Here is a 14,799-nt window from a genome sequence, read left to right as displayed (position 1 = left end):
GGAGGTACCCCCAGGGCGCAGGGTGGGCAAGCGCAGCCCTCATTGCCGGGTACGCAAGACGCGAGGGGTAACCCCCCTCAGGGCGTCACCGCGAAGTGCCGCAAAATGGCGCCGGCCAACTCCGCGTCTCCGTCAACCTTCACCCGTTCCGCGACGGCCTCCGCCCGTACCCGCCCCGCGGCGAGCCGGGAGTACGTCTCCCAGTCCATCGCGAGGGTGGCGGCGGGGCCCAGCGAGACGCTGCCGTCCACCGTGCCGTTGCCGGCCGGATCAACCCGCACGGTCCGCATGAACTCGACGGGCCCGCTCACATCGAAGACCACCGCGCAGTTGGGCGGCGCCCCCGCGTCGTGGGCGACGACCTTCGGCAGCCGGGAGAGGAACTCGTCCCGCGCCACGTGCGCACCCGGGGAGTCCAGGTTCCCCGGCTTGTCCAGCGCACGCCGCAGATCCTGCTCGTGCACCCACACATCGAAGGCGCGCAGCATCAACTGCCGCTCCAGGGGCAGCTTGCGCGGGCCGAACGGCAGCACGTTGTTGACCTCGGCGTCCGGGCCCCGCTTCTCGTTCCGCAACTGCCGCGAGCGGCGGATGAGCGTGTACTCGAACTCGCTGGTCATCTCCGGACCTGTGTGGTGCCGCCGCACGTCCACCTGCACTTCCATGTGCCGGCTGACCTCGTCCCGTACGTGGTAGATGTCGCGCGGGAGCGAGTGGATGGGCCTGGGATCGCCCAGCAGTTCGCACTCGATGCCGATGATGTGGGAGACCACATCGCGGACCGACCACCCCGGGCAATCGGTCCGCCCGTTCCACTCCCCTTCCACGAGCGGAGTGACCAGCTCGGATATTGCTTCCATGGACTGCGTCCAGGCGTCAACGTAGGGCTGAAGGCTTGGGTGGTCGGTCACGGGACCCCTCGGCGTTGCGGTTCGTTCGCGGGCTGGACAGGGCAGGGTGCTGAAGCTGGGTGCTCTCAAGTTACGCTGCGCCCGGGCACCCCGGCAGTGCTTTTGGGACGATGCTAGGCCCAATCGACCCCCTCGATCGCATGGACGGTGGTACGGTGCGCGCTTCGCTCTTGCAGATTTACGTAGACCCGGACGAGTCGGTCGATTCCCGGCGGGAGCGGGTGTCTTCTCTCGTACGCGAACAAGCCGGTGCCGACCTGGTGGTACTGCCCGAACTTTGGCCCGTCGGCGCCTTCGCGTACGAGCGCTTCGCCGCGGAGGCCGAGGACGCGGATCCGGCTACCGGGCCGACGGCGCTCGCCATGTCGGCGGCCGCCCGGGACGCGGGCGTCTGGCTGCACGCGGGCTCCATCGTCGAGAGGGCCCCCGAGGGCGGCGCCCTCTACAACACCTCGCTGGTCTTCTCCCCGACCGGCGAACTCGCCGCCACCTACCGCAAGATCCACCGCTTCGGCTTCGACCGGGGCGAGGCCATCCTGATGGCCGCGGGCTCCACTCCCGTCACGGTGTCCCACCCGCAGGCCACACTCGGTCTGGCCACCTGCTACGACCTGCGCTTCCCCGAACTCTTCCGGGCCCTGATCGACGCCGAACCCGACGGCGCCCGGGTGCTGGTCGTCCCGGCCGGCTGGCCCGCGAAGCGTGCCGACCACTGGACGCTCTTCGCCCGCACCCGTGCGGTGGAGAACCAGTGCTTCGTCCTCGCCTGCGGCACAGCGGGCAGCCACGCGGGCGTCGCGCAGGCCGGCCGCAGCGCCGTCATCGACCCCTGGGGCACCATCCTCGCGGAGGCCGACGGCACCGAGGAGACCACGGTCACCGCCGAGCTCGACCTCTCCCAGATCGACAAGGTCCGCGAGACGTTCCCCGTTCTCAAGGACCGGGTGCTCTGAGCCCGCTGCCCCATCGACCCCTCGGGGCCCCTCCGCCGTCCGCAAAGCCGGAGTGGCACCCTGGACGGCATGACCAATCGTGCCCGCGTCCGCGCCCCTGAGCTGCATGGACGGTCCTGGATCAACACCGGAGGCGAGGAGCTCGACCTGGCCGGGCTCCGGGGCCGGATCGTGGTGCTCGACTTCTGGACCTTCTGCTGCATCAACTGCCTGCATGTTATCGACGAGTTGCGGGAGCTGGAGGAGCGGCACCGGGACACGGTGGTCGTGATCGGGGTGCACTCGCCGAAGTTCGTGCACGAGGCCGAGCACGCCGCCGTGGTGGACGCGGTGGAGCGGTACGGGGTGGCGCACCCGGTGCTGGACGACCCCGAGCTGGCGACGTGGAAGCAGTACGCGGTGCGGGCGTGGCCGACGCTGGTGGTGATCGACCCGGAGGGGTACGTGGTCGCGCAGCACGCCGGTGAGGGGCATGTGCACGCGATCGAGAAGCTGGTCGGTCAGCTGGAGGCGGAGCACGAGGCGAAGGGGACGCTGCGGCGGGGCGAGGCGCCGTTCAGCGCGCCGGAGCCGGTCGCCGGTGAGCTGCGCTTCCCCGGGAAGGTGCTGGCGCTGCCGCAGGGCACATTCCTCGTCTCGGACACCACCCGGCACCAGCTGGTGGAGCTGGCGACGGACGGGGAGACCGTGCTGCGGCGGATCGGGTCCGGCGAGCGAGGGCTGGTGGACGGCGCGGCACAGCAGGCGCGGTTCAACGAGCCGCAGGGGCTGGCGCTGCTGCCGGACGGCGGGGTGCTGGTCGCGGACACCGTCAACCACGCGCTGCGCCGACTCGATCCGGAGACCGGCAGCGTGGCAACCGTTGCGGGAACCGGCGCGCAGTGGTGGCAGGGCGCCCGCACAAGCGGTCCCGCGCGGGAGGTGGCGCTCTCCTCGCCGTGGGACGTGGCGTGGTTCGCGGGGCAGGTGTGGATCGCGATGGCCGGGGTGCACCAGGTGTGGACGTACGACCCGGAGAGCGGGACCGTGGCCGTCGCGGCGGGTACGACGAACGAGGGCCTGGTGGACGGGCCCGCAGCCGAGGCGTGGTTCGCCCAGCCGTCCGGGCTGGCCGTCGCGGCGGACGGCACCCGGCTGTGGGTGGCCGACTCCGAGACGAGTGCGCTGCGGTGGATCGAGCGCGAGGGGGACGGGTTCGCGGTACGGACGGCCGTCGGCACCGGCCTGTTCGACTTCGGCCACCGGGACGGCCCGGCGGGTCAGGCCTTGTTCCAGCACCCGCTGGGCGTCACGGCGCTGCCCGACGGATCGGTCGCCGTCTGCGACACGTACAACCACGCGCTACGCCGCTACGACCCGGCCACCGGCGAGCTGGGTGAGGTGAGCACGCTGGCCACGGACCTGCGCGAGCCGTCGGGTGCCGTGCTGGCCCCCGACGGCGCGGACGGCGCCCCGGAGATCGTCGTCGTCGAGTCGGCGCGGCACCGGCTGACCAGGCTGCGGCTGCCCGAGGACGCCGTACGGGTCGAGGCCGTGGCGCACCGTACGCAGCGGGCGGCCACCGAGGTGGCGCCGGGCGTGCTTAGGCTCGACGTCGTCTTCCAGCCGCCGCCCGGGCAGAAGCTCGACTCCCGCTACGGCCCCGCGACGCGGCTGGTCGTCAGCTCGACCCCGCCCGGACTGCTCGCCGATGGCGAGGGGACGGGGACCGAACTGCACCGTGAGGTGCGGCTGTCAGGTGATGAGGGGACCGAGGGTGTGCTGCACGTCTCGGCGATGGCTGCCTCCTGCGACGAGGAGGGGGAGTACCCTGCCTGCCATATGCACCAGCAGGACTGGGGAGTCCCGGTGCGGCTGAGCGCGCGGGGCGCCGACCGGCTGCCGCTGGTGCTGGCGGGGATGGCCGCGGGCTGAGGTCCGGGAGCCGGCGGGAGCGGCTCATTCCCAGTGGTGCCTGTTGTACTCCTCGACCACCGGTGCGCCGGGGGACGGGGGTTCCACGCGGCGGCGCTTGAGGATGCTGATGTACGTGCACAGTCCGATCGTGCCGACGATCAGCAGGACGATGCCCATCAGGTCGACGTTGATCCCACTGAGGTCGAGATCGATGGCCAGCGTCAGAATCGCCCCCACGGCCATCATGCCGATGCAGATGATGATGCCCACGAGTGATGCCTCCAAGCTCGGTTGAGCCGAACCGGCCCTGTGGGGCGACCGGTTCACTTACCGGGCGCGAGTACCCGACCCGGGGGGACACATGCAGCGGTAGGTGTGCCTGGCGGGAGTCGTACGGCTTCGCGGGGCCCGCGCACCTCCCGGGGGGTCACTCCTCGGTGTCGACCGGCACCCCGAACCAGCGCAGGGCTATCGGCCGCGTGCCGGGTGTCGCCTCTTTCCGCCCGTGTGCGAAGCGATGCAGCAGCTCCAGATACGCGTCGTGGAACTCCGCCAACTCCTCCCGGGTGAGGTGGAGGAGGCCGCGTGAACCGCGCATCCAGCCTTCGGCCTCCGGGTGTTCGAGGGCGTAGCGGCGGGCCAGCTCCAGGTCCTCCTCCATGCGCAGCCGGTCCAATTCACCCAGGACGGCGCGCTCGGCCGCCGTCAGCTCGGCCTGCGGCGGCCGGCGTACGTCCAGCCCGCGCACCCCGCGCCACCAGCGTTCCCGACCGCTCGCCGAGCGGTCGGGGTCGTCCTCGATGAAGCCGGCGCGCTCGAGTTGGCGCAGGTGGTAGCTGAGCGTTCCGGTGTTCTCGTCGAGTACGGCGGCGAGGGTGGTGGCCGTGGCGGGTCCCGAAGTGCCCAGGCGGCGGAGGATCTTGAGGCGCAGGGGGTGGGCGAGCGCCTTCAGGGACGCGGGGTCGCTGACGGTGCGCCGTGCCTCGTCGCCCACGCCGACCCGCCCGTTCTCGTCTTGCTCAGTCATGAACCCAGCCTACTGGCAGAGCTTCCTCTGCAGTATTTTATCTGCAGAGCTTCCGCTGCAGAGGAATCTCTGCAATGCTGAGGGGGCGAGGCCGGGCGAGGAGCGCCCGCGCCAACTGTGGTGGGGGTGCGCTGTGTTCGGATTCAGCGGGGCACGTCGGATGACGAGAGTTGTGGTCGGCGTGGCGGCGATGGTGGTGACGGCGGCGGGGCTTGCCGCGGCCCCGGCGGTTGCCGCGCAGGAGAGAGATACGGCCGAGAGGGGCAAGCACACAGGGACGTTCGCCGCCTGCCCCACCCGGGCGGAACTGCCCGACGGGGCCGACCCCGCGCAATGGCGGTGCGAGGTGCAGACAGCGACGGGAAGCCTGAAGGTCGGACGGCTGAAGGTGCCCCTGGACAAGCCGCTCGTCGTCACACACGCCGAGGGACGGATCGACGGCGAGTTCCACCAGGTGTTCGGCGGGTTGAAGGCCGACCCGTACCCGGTGCCGGGCACACCGCTGCGTGTGAAACTGCGCTACGGAGGGTCGTTCGACTTCCACTCGGACGACGAGCGCGTCGGCGAACTGGCCCTGATAATGGGCCTCGACGGCGGGCGGTCGCCGCTTCGGCTGCCGGCGGCCTGCGCCATAGGCAGCGACGCGCAGCCGGTTCAGCTCACGCTCAAGGCCGTTGGCGTCCCCGAGCCCGGTCGGCTGCCTGCCATGGAAGACCGCGCCTTCGCCGCGCCCCGCACCTCGCACTGCGGGCGCATGGGTCCGGTCCTGGACCGCGCGCTGGCCCTGCCCGCCTCGTCCGGGGAAAACCACATACGTCTGGAGAACGGCGAGCGCTCGATGCGCTCCTACTCCGAACTGCCCTGACGGCGATCCGGGCCCGCCTGCGGCCCCGGCACCCCCGGCTCACTCGGCCAGGAACGCCGTGAGGCAGTTGGCCAGCAGGGCAGGGTCGTCGGCGCCGCACAGCTCCCGTGCGGAGTGCATGGACAGGATCGCCACGCCGATGTCGACGGTGGTGATCCCGTGCCGGGCCGCGGTGATGGGACCGATGGTGGTGCCGCAGGGCACGTCGTTGTTGGAGACGAAGCTCTGCCAGGGCACGCCCGCGCGCTCGCAGGCCGCCGCGAACAGGGCGCGGCCGCTGCCGTCGGTGGAGTAGCGCTGGTTGACGTTGACCTTGAGGATCGGGCCGCCGTTGGGCAGCGGGTGGTGGCCTGGCTCGTGCCGTTCGGGGTAGTTGGGGTGCACGGCGTGGCCGGTATCGGATGAGAGGCAGACAGTGCCAGCCCAGGCCCGTGCCCGGTCCTCGTACGAGCCGCCACGGGCGAAGACCGAGCGCTCCAACACCGAACCCAGCAGCGGGCCCTCGGCGCCGGTGTCGGACTGGCTGCCGTTCTCCTCGTGGTCGAAGGCGGCCAGTACGGGGATGGTGCCCGGCTCGGCGCCGGCGCCGCGTCCCGCCACGGCGGTAAGCGCCGCGACGCCCGCGTGCACCGACAGCAGATTGTCCATCCGCGGGCCCGCGACGAGTTCGCGGTCGCGCCCCAGGTAGGCGGGAGGTTCGACGCTGTGCGTCATCAGGTCCCAGCCGGTGATCTCGTCCGCGGGCAGCCCGCTCTCCTCGCCGAGGAAGCGCAGCAGATCGCCCTCCTTCGGCTGGCCGAGCCCCCACACCGGGGTCATATGGCGCTGGCGGTTCAGCTTGAGGCCGTCGTTGACCTGCCGGTCGAGATGGATGGCGAGCTGCGGTACGCGCAGCACGGCGCGGTCGACGTTCACCAGATGGGTGGAGCCGTCGCGGAGGGTCAGCCGGCCGCTGATGCCCAGGTCGCGGTCGAGCCAGGTGTTGAGGAGGGCGCCGCCGTAGATCTCGACGGCAACCTGCCGCCAGCCGTGTGCGCCGGTGTCGGGGACGGGCTTGACGCGCAGATTGGGCGAGTCGGTGTGGGCACCGACGATGCGGAACGGGGTGGCGGGTGTGGCGCCCTCGGGGACGTACCACGCGATGAGCGCGCCGCCGCGCAGCACGTACCGGCCGCCCGGCTCGGAGTCCCACGCCTCGCTCTCCCTCAACTGCCGGAAGCCGGCCTTCTCCAGCCGTGCGGCCGCGTTCGCCACCGCGTGATAGGGGGAGGGGCTTGCGGCGAGGAAGGACAGCAGACCGTCGGTGTGCCCGCGGTCGAACGGCGTGGCAGTGCTCATGGCCCCACCTTACGGCGCTCCTGGCGGCGCCTTCGGCTGGTGCGGGCGTACCCACACAACGGGAGCGCCCCGCTCCCATGGGGCGGGAGCGGGGCGCCGGGCCGGAGTCGGCCGAAGGAGACTCAGAACGCGTTCTCGTCCAGCTCCATCACCGACAGGTCCACCGCGTCGGCCAGCTCGCGCTGGACGGCGACCTGCGGCAGCACGTTCGCGGCGAAGAACTTCGCCGCGGCGATCTTGCCCTGGTAGAAGGGGGCGTCCTTCGCGGAGGCGCCCGCCAGCTTCTCGGCGGCCACGGCGGCGCCGCGCAGCAGCAGGTAGCCGATGACGACGTCGCCCGCGGCCATCAGGAAGCGGGTGGTGTTGAGGCCCACCTTGTAGATGGACTTGACGTCCTTCTCGGTGGCGGCCAGGTCGGTGAGCATGGTGCCGACGATGGCCTCCAGCTCGGCGGCGGCCTTGGCGAGCTGGTCGCGGGAGCCGGCCAGCTCCTCGCCGCCCTGGGCCTCGGCGAGGAACTTCTTGATCTCCTCGGACAGCGCGGTGAGCGCCTGCCCCTGGTCGCGGACGACCTTGCGGAAGAAGAAGTCCTGGCCCTGGATGGCGGTGGTGCCCTCGTAGAGGGTGTCGATCTTGGCGTCCCGGATGTACTGCTCGATCGGGTACTCCTGGAGGTAGCCGGAGCCGCCCAGGGTCTGGAGGGACTGCGCCAGCTGCTCGTACGACTTCTCGGAGCCGTAGCCCTTCACGATGGGCAGCAGCAGGTCGTTGAGGCGGCGCGCGGCGTCGGCGTCCTCGCCGTTGTGCTCCTTGACCAGGATCTCGTCCTGCACCGCGGCGGTGTAGAGGACGAGGGAGCGCATGCCCTCGGCGTACGCCTTCTGCGTCAGCAGCGCGCGGCGTACGTCGGGGTGGTGGGTGATGGTGACGCGCGGCGCGGTCTTGTCGGTGAACTGCGCCAGGTCGGCGCCCTGCACCCGCTCCTTGGCGTACTCCAGGGCGTTGAGGTAGCCGGTGGAGAGGGTGGCGATGGCCTTGGTGCCGACCATCATCCGGGCAAACTCGATGATCTTGAACATCTGCCGGATGCCGTCGTGCTTCTCGCCCAGCAGCCAGCCCTTGGCGGGCGCTCCCCCAGACTCCGTCCGGGAGGTACCCCCAACGCCGAAGGTCATCTCGCAGGTGTTGGAGACCTTCAGGCCCATCTTGTGCTCGACGTTGGTGGCGTAGACGCCGTTGCGCTGGCCCAGCTCGCCGGTGTTCCAGTCGAAGTCGTACTTCGGGACGATGAACAGCGACAGGCCCTTGGTGCCGGGGCCGTGGCCCTCGGGGCGGGCGAGCACGAAGTGCACGATGTTCTCGGACATGTCGTGCTCACCGGAGGTGATGAAGCGCTTCACGCCCTCGATGTGCCAGCTGCCGTCGGCCTGCTGGGTGGCCTTGGTGCGGCCCGCGCCCACGTCCGAGCCGGCGTCCGGCTCGGTGAGCACCATGGTGGAGCCCCACTGCTTCTCGGCCATCAGCTGCGCGATCTTGCGCTGCTCCTCGGTGCCCTCCTCGTGCAGCACGCCCGCGAAGGCCGGACCCGAGGCGTACATCCACACGGCCGGGTTGGCGCCCAGGATCGTCTCGGCGAAGCCCCACAGCAGCGAGCGGGGAGCGGTCGTGCCGCCGATCTCCTCCGGGATGCCCAGCCGCCACCACTCGGCGTCCATATACGCCTGGTAGCTCTTCTTGAAGGTCTCGGGCACCGGCGCGGTGTTGGTGTCCGGGTCGAAGACCGGCGGATTGCGGTCACCGTCCTCGAAGGAGGCGGCCAGCTCGTTCTCCGCCAGCCGCGCGATCTCGGACAGCACGTTCTTGGCGGTCTCGACGTCCATCTCCGCGAACGGTCCGGTGCCGTACACCGTGTCGCGCCCGAGCACCTCGAAAAGGTTGAACTCGATGTCGCGGAGATTCGACTTGTAATGCCCCATGGCGACGGCTCCGTAGTGGCTCGCTCGTACTTGTCGGTAGTCCCACAGATGATGCTACCCGTCGGTAATAAGAAGCAACCCCTCACCGCCCTTCTGTGACTCGTTACTCTTCATAGCTATGTACGGTTACGACCAGACCGGTGCGCCGCCCGGACAGGGCCATGGACCGCACGGCTATCAGCACGCCGGGCATGCTTCGCACCCCGGTCAGCAAGGTCACCAGGCACCGCCCCCGCCGCCGTACGGAGCACAGCAGCAGGCGCCGCCGTACGGGCAGCCGGGGCCGCAGCAGCCGCTGTACCCCGAGCCGTCGCCGCCCTCCCTCCAGGAGGCGATCCGCGCCTTCACCACGGGCTCGATGAGCGCCGAGGACTTCCAGGGCATCTTCTCCACCTCCAAGGTGTACTGCCCGCGCGGCGACACCCCCGGCTTCCTCGCCCTGCACAACACCCAGCAGCCCGTCATCCCGATGTTCAGCACCCTCAAGGAGCTGCGCGCCTACGCGGGCAAGGAGTCGAAGTACTTCGTCATCACCGGCGCCGAGGTCCTCGACCTGCTGCCGTCGGGATACGGCTTCGTACTCGACATGGAGGGCGAGCACCGGGTGGTCTTCGACGCCAAGGCCGTCGAGGAAATGGTCGACTTCGCCATGCGCCGCATGTACGGCTGACGCTACCGCTGAGGCCATCGCGTTGAGGGGCTCCCCCACAAGCGGTTGGGGGTCACGACTCCATAGCGGCGGCGCCCCCGCGAGGGTCCTCGTGGATCTCGAACCACGTGCACTTGCCCTCGCCCCGGGGGTCAACGCCCCAGCGGTCCGCGAGCATGCCCAGGAGCATCAAGCCGCGCCCGGAGGAGGCGAGTTCGCCGGGGCTGCGGCGGTGGGGCAGCTCGTCGCTGGAGTCCGAGACGTTGACCCGCAGCGTGCGCCGCTCGGCGTCGCCCTCACGTGGCACGGTGATCTCCGCGACGAGGACCGCGTCCCCGTCGGTGTGCACCAGCACATTCGTCAGCATCTCCGAGAGCATCAGCACGGCGCCGTCCACCTGGTCCGGGTTGGTCCAGTCGTGCAGCAGGTCGCGGAGCTGGTGGCGGGCGACGGCGATCCGGTCCGGCTGGGCCTGTGCGACGGTCAGTACCGTGCGCCGGGTGGCGACCGGGACGCCTACCTCCAGGCGGCCCGCGCCCGTGGGGCTCCGGGCGAGCAGCAGCAGCGCGATGTCGTCCTCGCGCCGGTCGGCGAGCGGCCCCTCCGCACCGTCCGCCGTGCCGACGACGCTGCTCGCCTGCACTGCCTGCACGAGGGCCTCGGCCAGCTGCTCCAGCGCCGGCCCCCCTCCCCCGGGCGCCTCCCCCGGGACGGTGTCCCCGACCTGCGGCCCGGCCCGGTCGATCAGCTCCTCGAAGACCGCGCTGATCCGCGCCCACCCCGTGTCCAGATCGTGGCCGCCCGTCTCGATCAGCCCGTCGGTGCACATCAGCAGCCGCTCGCCGGGCTCCAGCACGAGCCGGGTGACGGGGTAGTCCGCGTCGGGTTCGATCCCCAGCGGCAGGCCGCCCGCGGTGGGACGGACCAGCAGCGGGCCATCCGGCAGCTGCACCGCCGGGTCCGGGTGCCCGGCGCGGGCCACGTCCAGCGCGCCGGTATCCGGGTCCACCTCGATGTAGAGGCAGGTGGCGAAGCGCGGGTCGAGGTCGATCTCCTCGCCGACCACCTCGCCCGGCAGCGCGAGGGCCGGGACCTCCTCCGCCGGCGCGGTGGGCGGTGGCGCGTTGACGCGTTCGGCCGCGCTCATCTCGTGCAGGAAGCGGGAGGCGCGGGAGAGCACCGCGTCCGGGTGGTGCCCCTCCAAGGCGTAGGCGCGCACCGCCACCCGCAGCTGGCCCATGATGCCCGCCGCGCGTACGTCGTGCCCTTGGACATCGCCGATGACCAGCGCGGTACGTCCCGAGGGCAGCGGGATGACGTCGTACCAGTCGCCGCCGATCTGCAGGCCCCCGCCGGTCGGTACGTACCGGGCCGCCAGGTCCATCCCCGGAACGGCCGGGCTGTGCGCGGGCCGCATCACCCGCTGGAGCCGGGCCGACAGCTCGCGCTCCGACTCGTTCAGCATGGCCCGCGACAGCGACTGCGCCAGCATCCGCGCCACCGTCGTCAGCACGGCGCGCTCGTCCGGGGTGAAGCCGACCGGCCGTGCGAACGCTGCCATCCACGCGCCGATGGTGCGTCCCGCGACGGTCAGCGGCAGGAACGCCCACGCGGCATGACCCGGCTGGGTCTCGGCGGGGCGCGCGGCGGGGAACCGGTCCGCGTACTCCTGTGGGCTGTGCAGATACAGCGCGCGGCCGGTGCGTACTGCCTCGGCCGCCGGGTCCTCGTCCGCGAGGTGCAGCCGGGAGCCGCTGCCCCGCGGCCCGTAGCCACCGCCGGGCACATACGGATGGCCGGGCCTGGCCGGGGCACCGGGCGACGCACCGTAGACGGTGAGCTGGTCGCCGCTGACGACGAAGACGGCCAGTGCCTCGGGGGAGAAGCCCGGCATGGCCAGCGACGAGGCGACCCGCAGCACGTCCGCCGTGGTGTACGCCTCGGCCAGCGCCCGCCCGGTGTCCAGCAGGAACGCCTCCCGGTTGCGCCGCCAGTCCCACTCGGCGTCGGCGCCGCGGGCGGCCGGGCCGGTTCCCTTGGCCGCGGGTGCTGTCGCGGTACGGCCACGGGCGCGCCCCCGGCCCCTGCGCGCGGGGCCCGGTCGCTGCCCGTCGGCGGGCCGGGCGGGGGCCCGGGAGGCGGCGGTCTCCGGCTCGGGCACCTCGTAGAGCAGCCCGGTGAGCGCTGAGGAGGACTCGGGCGCCGCCTCGCCGCGCGCGGTGACGCCCCGGGCGCCCGGCGTGGCCGGTACGGGGCGGACGACGACGCGCACGGTCCGTTCCACCTGCCCGTCCGCGCCCACCACCCGCAGCAGCGCCTCGGCGGGGGCGTCCTCGGCGAGGGCGAGGGTGACGATCCCCTGGAAACCGACGTAGTCGACGGCGTGCAGCCGGGAGCGGACCGCGCTGCCGGAGAGCGTGACGTGGGTGTCCGAGACGTGGGTGTCCGTACGCACATCCTGGGACTCGACGGCGACCCCGAGGAGGCGGGCCGCACGGGCGTCCAGCGTCACCAGACCTGTGGCGTTGTCCCAGGTCCAGAGCCCGGCGCCCAGCGTCGCCAGGGCGTCATCGGTGCGCATTGCACCACTTTATGCAGAGTTCATCGGGTTGCGGAAACGGGGGCGAGGCAGGGTAGCCCAGGGCGGTAGTCTGAGGGGTACTCCACTGTGATCCCTGAGCCGAACGACTTGGATGAATGATGCATCGGTACCGGTCCCACACCTGCGGCGAGCTTCGCGCCACGGACGTCGGCACTGACGTCCGGCTGAGCGGCTGGCTGCACAATCGCCGGAACCTGGGCGGCATCCTCTTCATCGATCTGCGCGACCACTACGGCATCGTCCAGCTGGTCGTGCGTGACGAGTCGAGCGAGATCAACCACCAGCTCAGCTCGCTCGCCAAGGAGAGCGTCGTCCGTATCGACGGCAAGGTCACCGCGCGCGGCGAGGAGAACGTCAACCCCGAGCTGCCCACCGGCGAGATCGAGGTGGAGGTCGCCCAGGTAGAGGTGCTGGGCGGCGCCGAGCAGATCCCCTTCACCATCAACGCCGAGGACGGCGTCAACGAGGAGCGGCGCCTGGAGTACCGCTTCCTCGACCTGCGCCGCGAGCGTATGCACCGCAACGTGATGCTGCGCAGCAAGGTCATCGCCGCCATCCGCGAGAAGATGGTCGCCCAGGGCTTCAACGAGCTGGCGACGCCGATCCTCTCGGCCACCTCCCCCGAGGGCGCCCGCGACTTCCTCGTCCCCTCCCGGCTGCACGCCGGCAAGTTCTACGCGCTGCCGCAGGCGCCGCAGCAGTTCAAGCAGCTGCTGATGATCGCCGGGTTCGACCGCTACTTCCAGATCGCGCCCTGCTTCCGTGACGAGGACGCCCGCGCCGACCGCTCGCCGGGCGAGTTCTACCAGCTCGACATGGAGATGAGCTTCGTCGAGCAGGAGGACGTCTTCTCCGTCATCGAGACGGTGATGACCGAGCTGTTCCAGGAACTGGGCGAGGGCCGCGAGGTCACCTCACCGTTCCCGCGCATCCCGTTCCGCGAGGCGATGGTCAAGTACGGCTCGGACAAGCCGGATCTGCGCGCGCGGCTGGCACTGGCCGATGTCTCCGACCTGTTCGCAGGCTCCGGTTTCAAGGCGTTCGCCGACAAGCACGTTCGCGCACTGCCGGTGCCGGACACCGCGGGGCAGCCGCGCAAGTTCTTCGACTCGCTGGGCGACTTCGCCGTCGAGCAGGGCGCCAAGGGCCTGGCCTGGGTGCGGGTCGCCGAGGACGGTTCGCTGAGCGGGCCCATCGCCAAGTTCCTCACCGAGGAGAACGTCAAGGCGCTCACCGACGCGCTCGGCCTGGCCCCTGGCCACGCGGTGTTCTTCGGCGCCGGTGAGTTCGACGAGGTCTCCAAGATCATGGGCGCGGTCCGCGTCGAGGCCGCCAAGCGCGCCGGGCACTTCGAGGAGAACGTCTTCCGGTTCTGCTGGATCGTGGACTTCCCGATGTTCGAGAAGGACGAGGAGACCGGCAAGATCGAGTTCTCCCACAACCCCTTCTCCATGCCGCAGGGCGGCCTGGAAGCGCTCCGTACCAAGGACCCGCTCGACATCCTGGCCTGGCAGTACGACATCGTCTGCAACGGCGTCGAGCTGTCCTCGGGCGCGATCCGGAACCACGAGCCGGAGATCATGTTCGAGGCGTTCGGTATCGCGGGCTACTCCAAGGAGGACGTGGAGCGCGAGTTCGGCGGCATGCTGCGTGCGTTCCGCTTCGGCGCCCCGCCGCACGGTGGGATCGCCCCCGGCATCGACCGCATCGTCATGCTCCTCGCGGACGAGCCCAACATCCGCGAGACCATCGCCTTCCCCCTCAACAACAACGCCCTCGACCTGATGATGGGCGCCCCCAGCGAGGTCGACGAGGCGCGGCTGCGCGAGCTGCACCTCTCGGTGCGCAAGCCCCCGCAGGTCAAGCCCGCGCAGTGATGCGCGGCGCGCGCTGATAACCCCAGCCGGGCCCGGGTCCTTCGAGCAGGACCCGGGCCCTTGGTGTGCCCGATACTGTGACGGTACGCAGCCTGTCCGGCCGCCGAGTGGAGGCGAACGATCATGACGCGGAACAACTCGCTCCTGAGCGTGTGGCACGAGCTCGAGGTGCCGGACGGCCTGCACGTGGAGCTGCTGGACGGGGAGCTCGTCATGCAGGCGAATCCCGGGCATCTTCACGACCTTCCAGGCCGCACCTTCGTCCGCCACACACCGGAACCCTTCGAGGCGTGGTCGGAGCGCGGCCTGCTGGTTGCGGACGACTACCGCCCCCGGGCCGACGCCGTTGTCATCCGGAGCGAGGACCGGCCCGCCGACGACGTGGAGCCTGACTGGCCTGCGCAGATCGTGCTCGCCGTGGTCGAGACGGTTTCCACCACCCGGACAGCGATCAAGCGTGACTACGAGGACAAGCGGGAGCGCTACGCGGCGGTGGGAGTTCCCGTGTACGTGATCGTCGATCCCAATGACGCCACGTGGCACGTTCTGGAGCTGGACGGCCGGTGCTACGTGGAGACCGGGAAGGGCATCTTCGGCCAGCCGCTGGTGCTCCCGGAGCCGCTGGGCTTCAGCGTGCCGACCACCGGCTGGCACCCGTACCCGGGCCGCTGAGCCCAGCCCTCCCGGGGGCGGGGCTCAGCCGAC

The 14,799-nt window shown here is 71.1% G+C and carries 12 protein-coding genes; 6 read left to right on the top strand and 6 right to left on the bottom strand.

Annotated features, from left to right (window positions below; genetic code table 11):
• Positions 1 to 77: 77 nt before the first annotated feature.
• Positions 78 to 911, bottom strand: a complete 834-nt coding sequence (locus ACQEU8_RS17575) for a maleylpyruvate isomerase family mycothiol-dependent enzyme (protein WP_433101627.1) — start codon at positions 909 to 911, stop codon at positions 78 to 80.
• A 155-nt stretch (positions 912 to 1,066) separates the two neighbouring features.
• Between ACQEU8_RS17575 and ACQEU8_RS17570 the strand changes: the two genes are divergently transcribed.
• Both ACQEU8_RS17570 and ACQEU8_RS17565 read left to right on the top strand, forming a co-directional pair.
• On the top strand, positions 1,067 to 1,864 hold the full coding sequence (locus tag ACQEU8_RS17570) for a carbon-nitrogen family hydrolase (RefSeq protein ID WP_433101625.1): 798 nt from the start codon (positions 1,067 to 1,069) through the stop codon (positions 1,862 to 1,864).
• Positions 1,865 to 1,933: 69 nt separating this feature from the next.
• Positions 1,934 to 3,778: an NHL domain-containing thioredoxin family protein gene (locus tag ACQEU8_RS17565; RefSeq protein WP_433101623.1), complete on the top strand. Its 1,845-nt coding sequence runs from the start codon at positions 1,934 to 1,936 to the stop codon at positions 3,776 to 3,778.
• Between the two features lie 24 nt (positions 3,779 to 3,802).
• On the opposite strand, the gene ACQEU8_RS17560 is transcribed toward ACQEU8_RS17565, so the two are convergent.
• Entirely contained in the window at positions 3,803 to 4,030 is a 228-nt protein-coding gene (locus tag ACQEU8_RS17560) for a hypothetical protein (protein WP_433101621.1), read from the bottom strand.
• Between the two features lie 157 nt (positions 4,031 to 4,187).
• Complete coding sequence (locus ACQEU8_RS17555; RefSeq protein ID WP_433101619.1) at positions 4,188 to 4,787, bottom strand: ArsR/SmtB family transcription factor; 600 nt, start codon at positions 4,785 to 4,787, stop codon at positions 4,188 to 4,190.
• Positions 4,788 to 4,947: 160 nt separating this feature from the next.
• On the opposite strand from ACQEU8_RS17555, the gene ACQEU8_RS17550 reads away from it, so the two are divergent.
• Complete coding sequence (locus tag ACQEU8_RS17550; protein WP_433101617.1) at positions 4,948 to 5,652, top strand: hypothetical protein; 705 nt, start codon at positions 4,948 to 4,950, stop codon at positions 5,650 to 5,652.
• A gap of 39 nt (positions 5,653 to 5,691) precedes the next feature.
• Here ACQEU8_RS17550 and ACQEU8_RS17545 read toward each other — a convergent pair whose 3' ends face one another.
• Together ACQEU8_RS17545 and ACQEU8_RS17540 are read right to left on the bottom strand one after the other, a co-directional pair.
• Positions 5,692 to 6,990 (bottom strand): M18 family aminopeptidase, encoded by a 1,299-nt coding sequence (locus tag ACQEU8_RS17545; RefSeq protein ID WP_433101615.1) that lies wholly within the window; start codon positions 6,988 to 6,990, stop codon positions 5,692 to 5,694.
• A 122-nt stretch (positions 6,991 to 7,112) separates the two neighbouring features.
• Positions 7,113 to 8,966 carry an acyl-CoA dehydrogenase gene (locus ACQEU8_RS17540; protein WP_433101613.1) on the bottom strand — a complete coding sequence of 618 codons (1,854 nt, stop codon included), beginning with the start codon at positions 8,964 to 8,966 and terminating at the stop codon, positions 7,113 to 7,115.
• Between the two features lie 118 nt (positions 8,967 to 9,084).
• Here ACQEU8_RS17540 and ACQEU8_RS17535 point away from each other — a divergent pair, with 118 nt between their 5' ends.
• Positions 9,085 to 9,636: an SseB family protein gene (locus ACQEU8_RS17535; RefSeq protein WP_433101611.1), complete on the top strand. Its 552-nt coding sequence runs from the start codon at positions 9,085 to 9,087 to the stop codon at positions 9,634 to 9,636.
• 52 nt (positions 9,637 to 9,688) lie between these two features.
• On the opposite strand, the gene ACQEU8_RS17530 is transcribed toward ACQEU8_RS17535, so the two are convergent.
• Entirely contained in the window at positions 9,689 to 12,196 is a 2,508-nt protein-coding gene (locus tag ACQEU8_RS17530; RefSeq protein WP_433101609.1) for an ATP-binding SpoIIE family protein phosphatase, read from the bottom strand.
• 119 nt (positions 12,197 to 12,315) lie between these two features.
• On the opposite strand from ACQEU8_RS17530, the gene aspS reads away from it, so the two are divergent.
• Together aspS and ACQEU8_RS17520 are read left to right on the top strand one after the other, a co-directional pair.
• The gene (gene aspS / locus ACQEU8_RS17525) at positions 12,316 to 14,094 is read left to right on the top strand and encodes an aspartate--tRNA ligase (protein ID WP_433102469.1); all 1,779 of its coding nucleotides are present in this window, start codon (positions 12,316 to 12,318) and stop codon (positions 14,092 to 14,094) included.
• Between the two features lie 123 nt (positions 14,095 to 14,217).
• Entirely contained in the window at positions 14,218 to 14,766 is a 549-nt protein-coding gene (locus ACQEU8_RS17520) for a Uma2 family endonuclease (protein WP_433101607.1), read from the top strand.
• The last annotated feature ends 33 nt before the right edge of the window (positions 14,767 to 14,799 follow it).

Origin of the sequence: Streptomyces sp. CA-250714, assembly GCF_050936705.1 — a bacterium.
GTDB lineage: Bacteria > Actinomycetota > Actinomycetes > Streptomycetales > Streptomycetaceae > Streptomyces.
The sequence above is the reverse complement of the archived record's forward strand: the minus strand, read 5'-3'. Positions and strand labels throughout refer to the sequence as shown.

What these genes read in the sequence shown, in the direction of transcription:
- ACQEU8_RS17540 (WP_433101613.1), bottom strand. Translation starts at nt 8,966, where the DNA reads ATGGGGCATTACAAGTCGAATCTCCGCGACATCGAGTTCAACCTTTTC.
- ACQEU8_RS17545 (WP_433101615.1), bottom strand. Translation starts at nt 6,990, where the DNA reads ATGAGCACTGCCACGCCGTTCGACCGCGGGCACACCGACGGTCTGCTG.
- ACQEU8_RS17565 (WP_433101623.1), top strand. Translation starts at nt 1,934, where the DNA reads ATGACCAATCGTGCCCGCGTCCGCGCCCCTGAGCTGCATGGACGGTCC.
- aspS (WP_433102469.1), top strand. Translation starts at nt 12,316, where the DNA reads ATGCATCGGTACCGGTCCCACACCTGCGGCGAGCTTCGCGCCACGGAC.
- ACQEU8_RS17555 (WP_433101619.1), bottom strand. Translation starts at nt 4,787, where the DNA reads ATGACTGAGCAAGACGAGAACGGGCGGGTCGGCGTGGGCGACGAGGCA.
- ACQEU8_RS17530 (WP_433101609.1), bottom strand. Translation starts at nt 12,196, where the DNA reads ATGCGCACCGATGACGCCCTGGCGACGCTGGGCGCCGGGCTCTGGACC.
- ACQEU8_RS17535 (WP_433101611.1), top strand. Translation starts at nt 9,085, where the DNA reads ATGTACGGTTACGACCAGACCGGTGCGCCGCCCGGACAGGGCCATGGA.
- ACQEU8_RS17520 (WP_433101607.1), top strand. Translation starts at nt 14,218, where the DNA reads ATGACGCGGAACAACTCGCTCCTGAGCGTGTGGCACGAGCTCGAGGTG.
- ACQEU8_RS17550 (WP_433101617.1), top strand. Translation starts at nt 4,948, where the DNA reads ATGACGAGAGTTGTGGTCGGCGTGGCGGCGATGGTGGTGACGGCGGCG.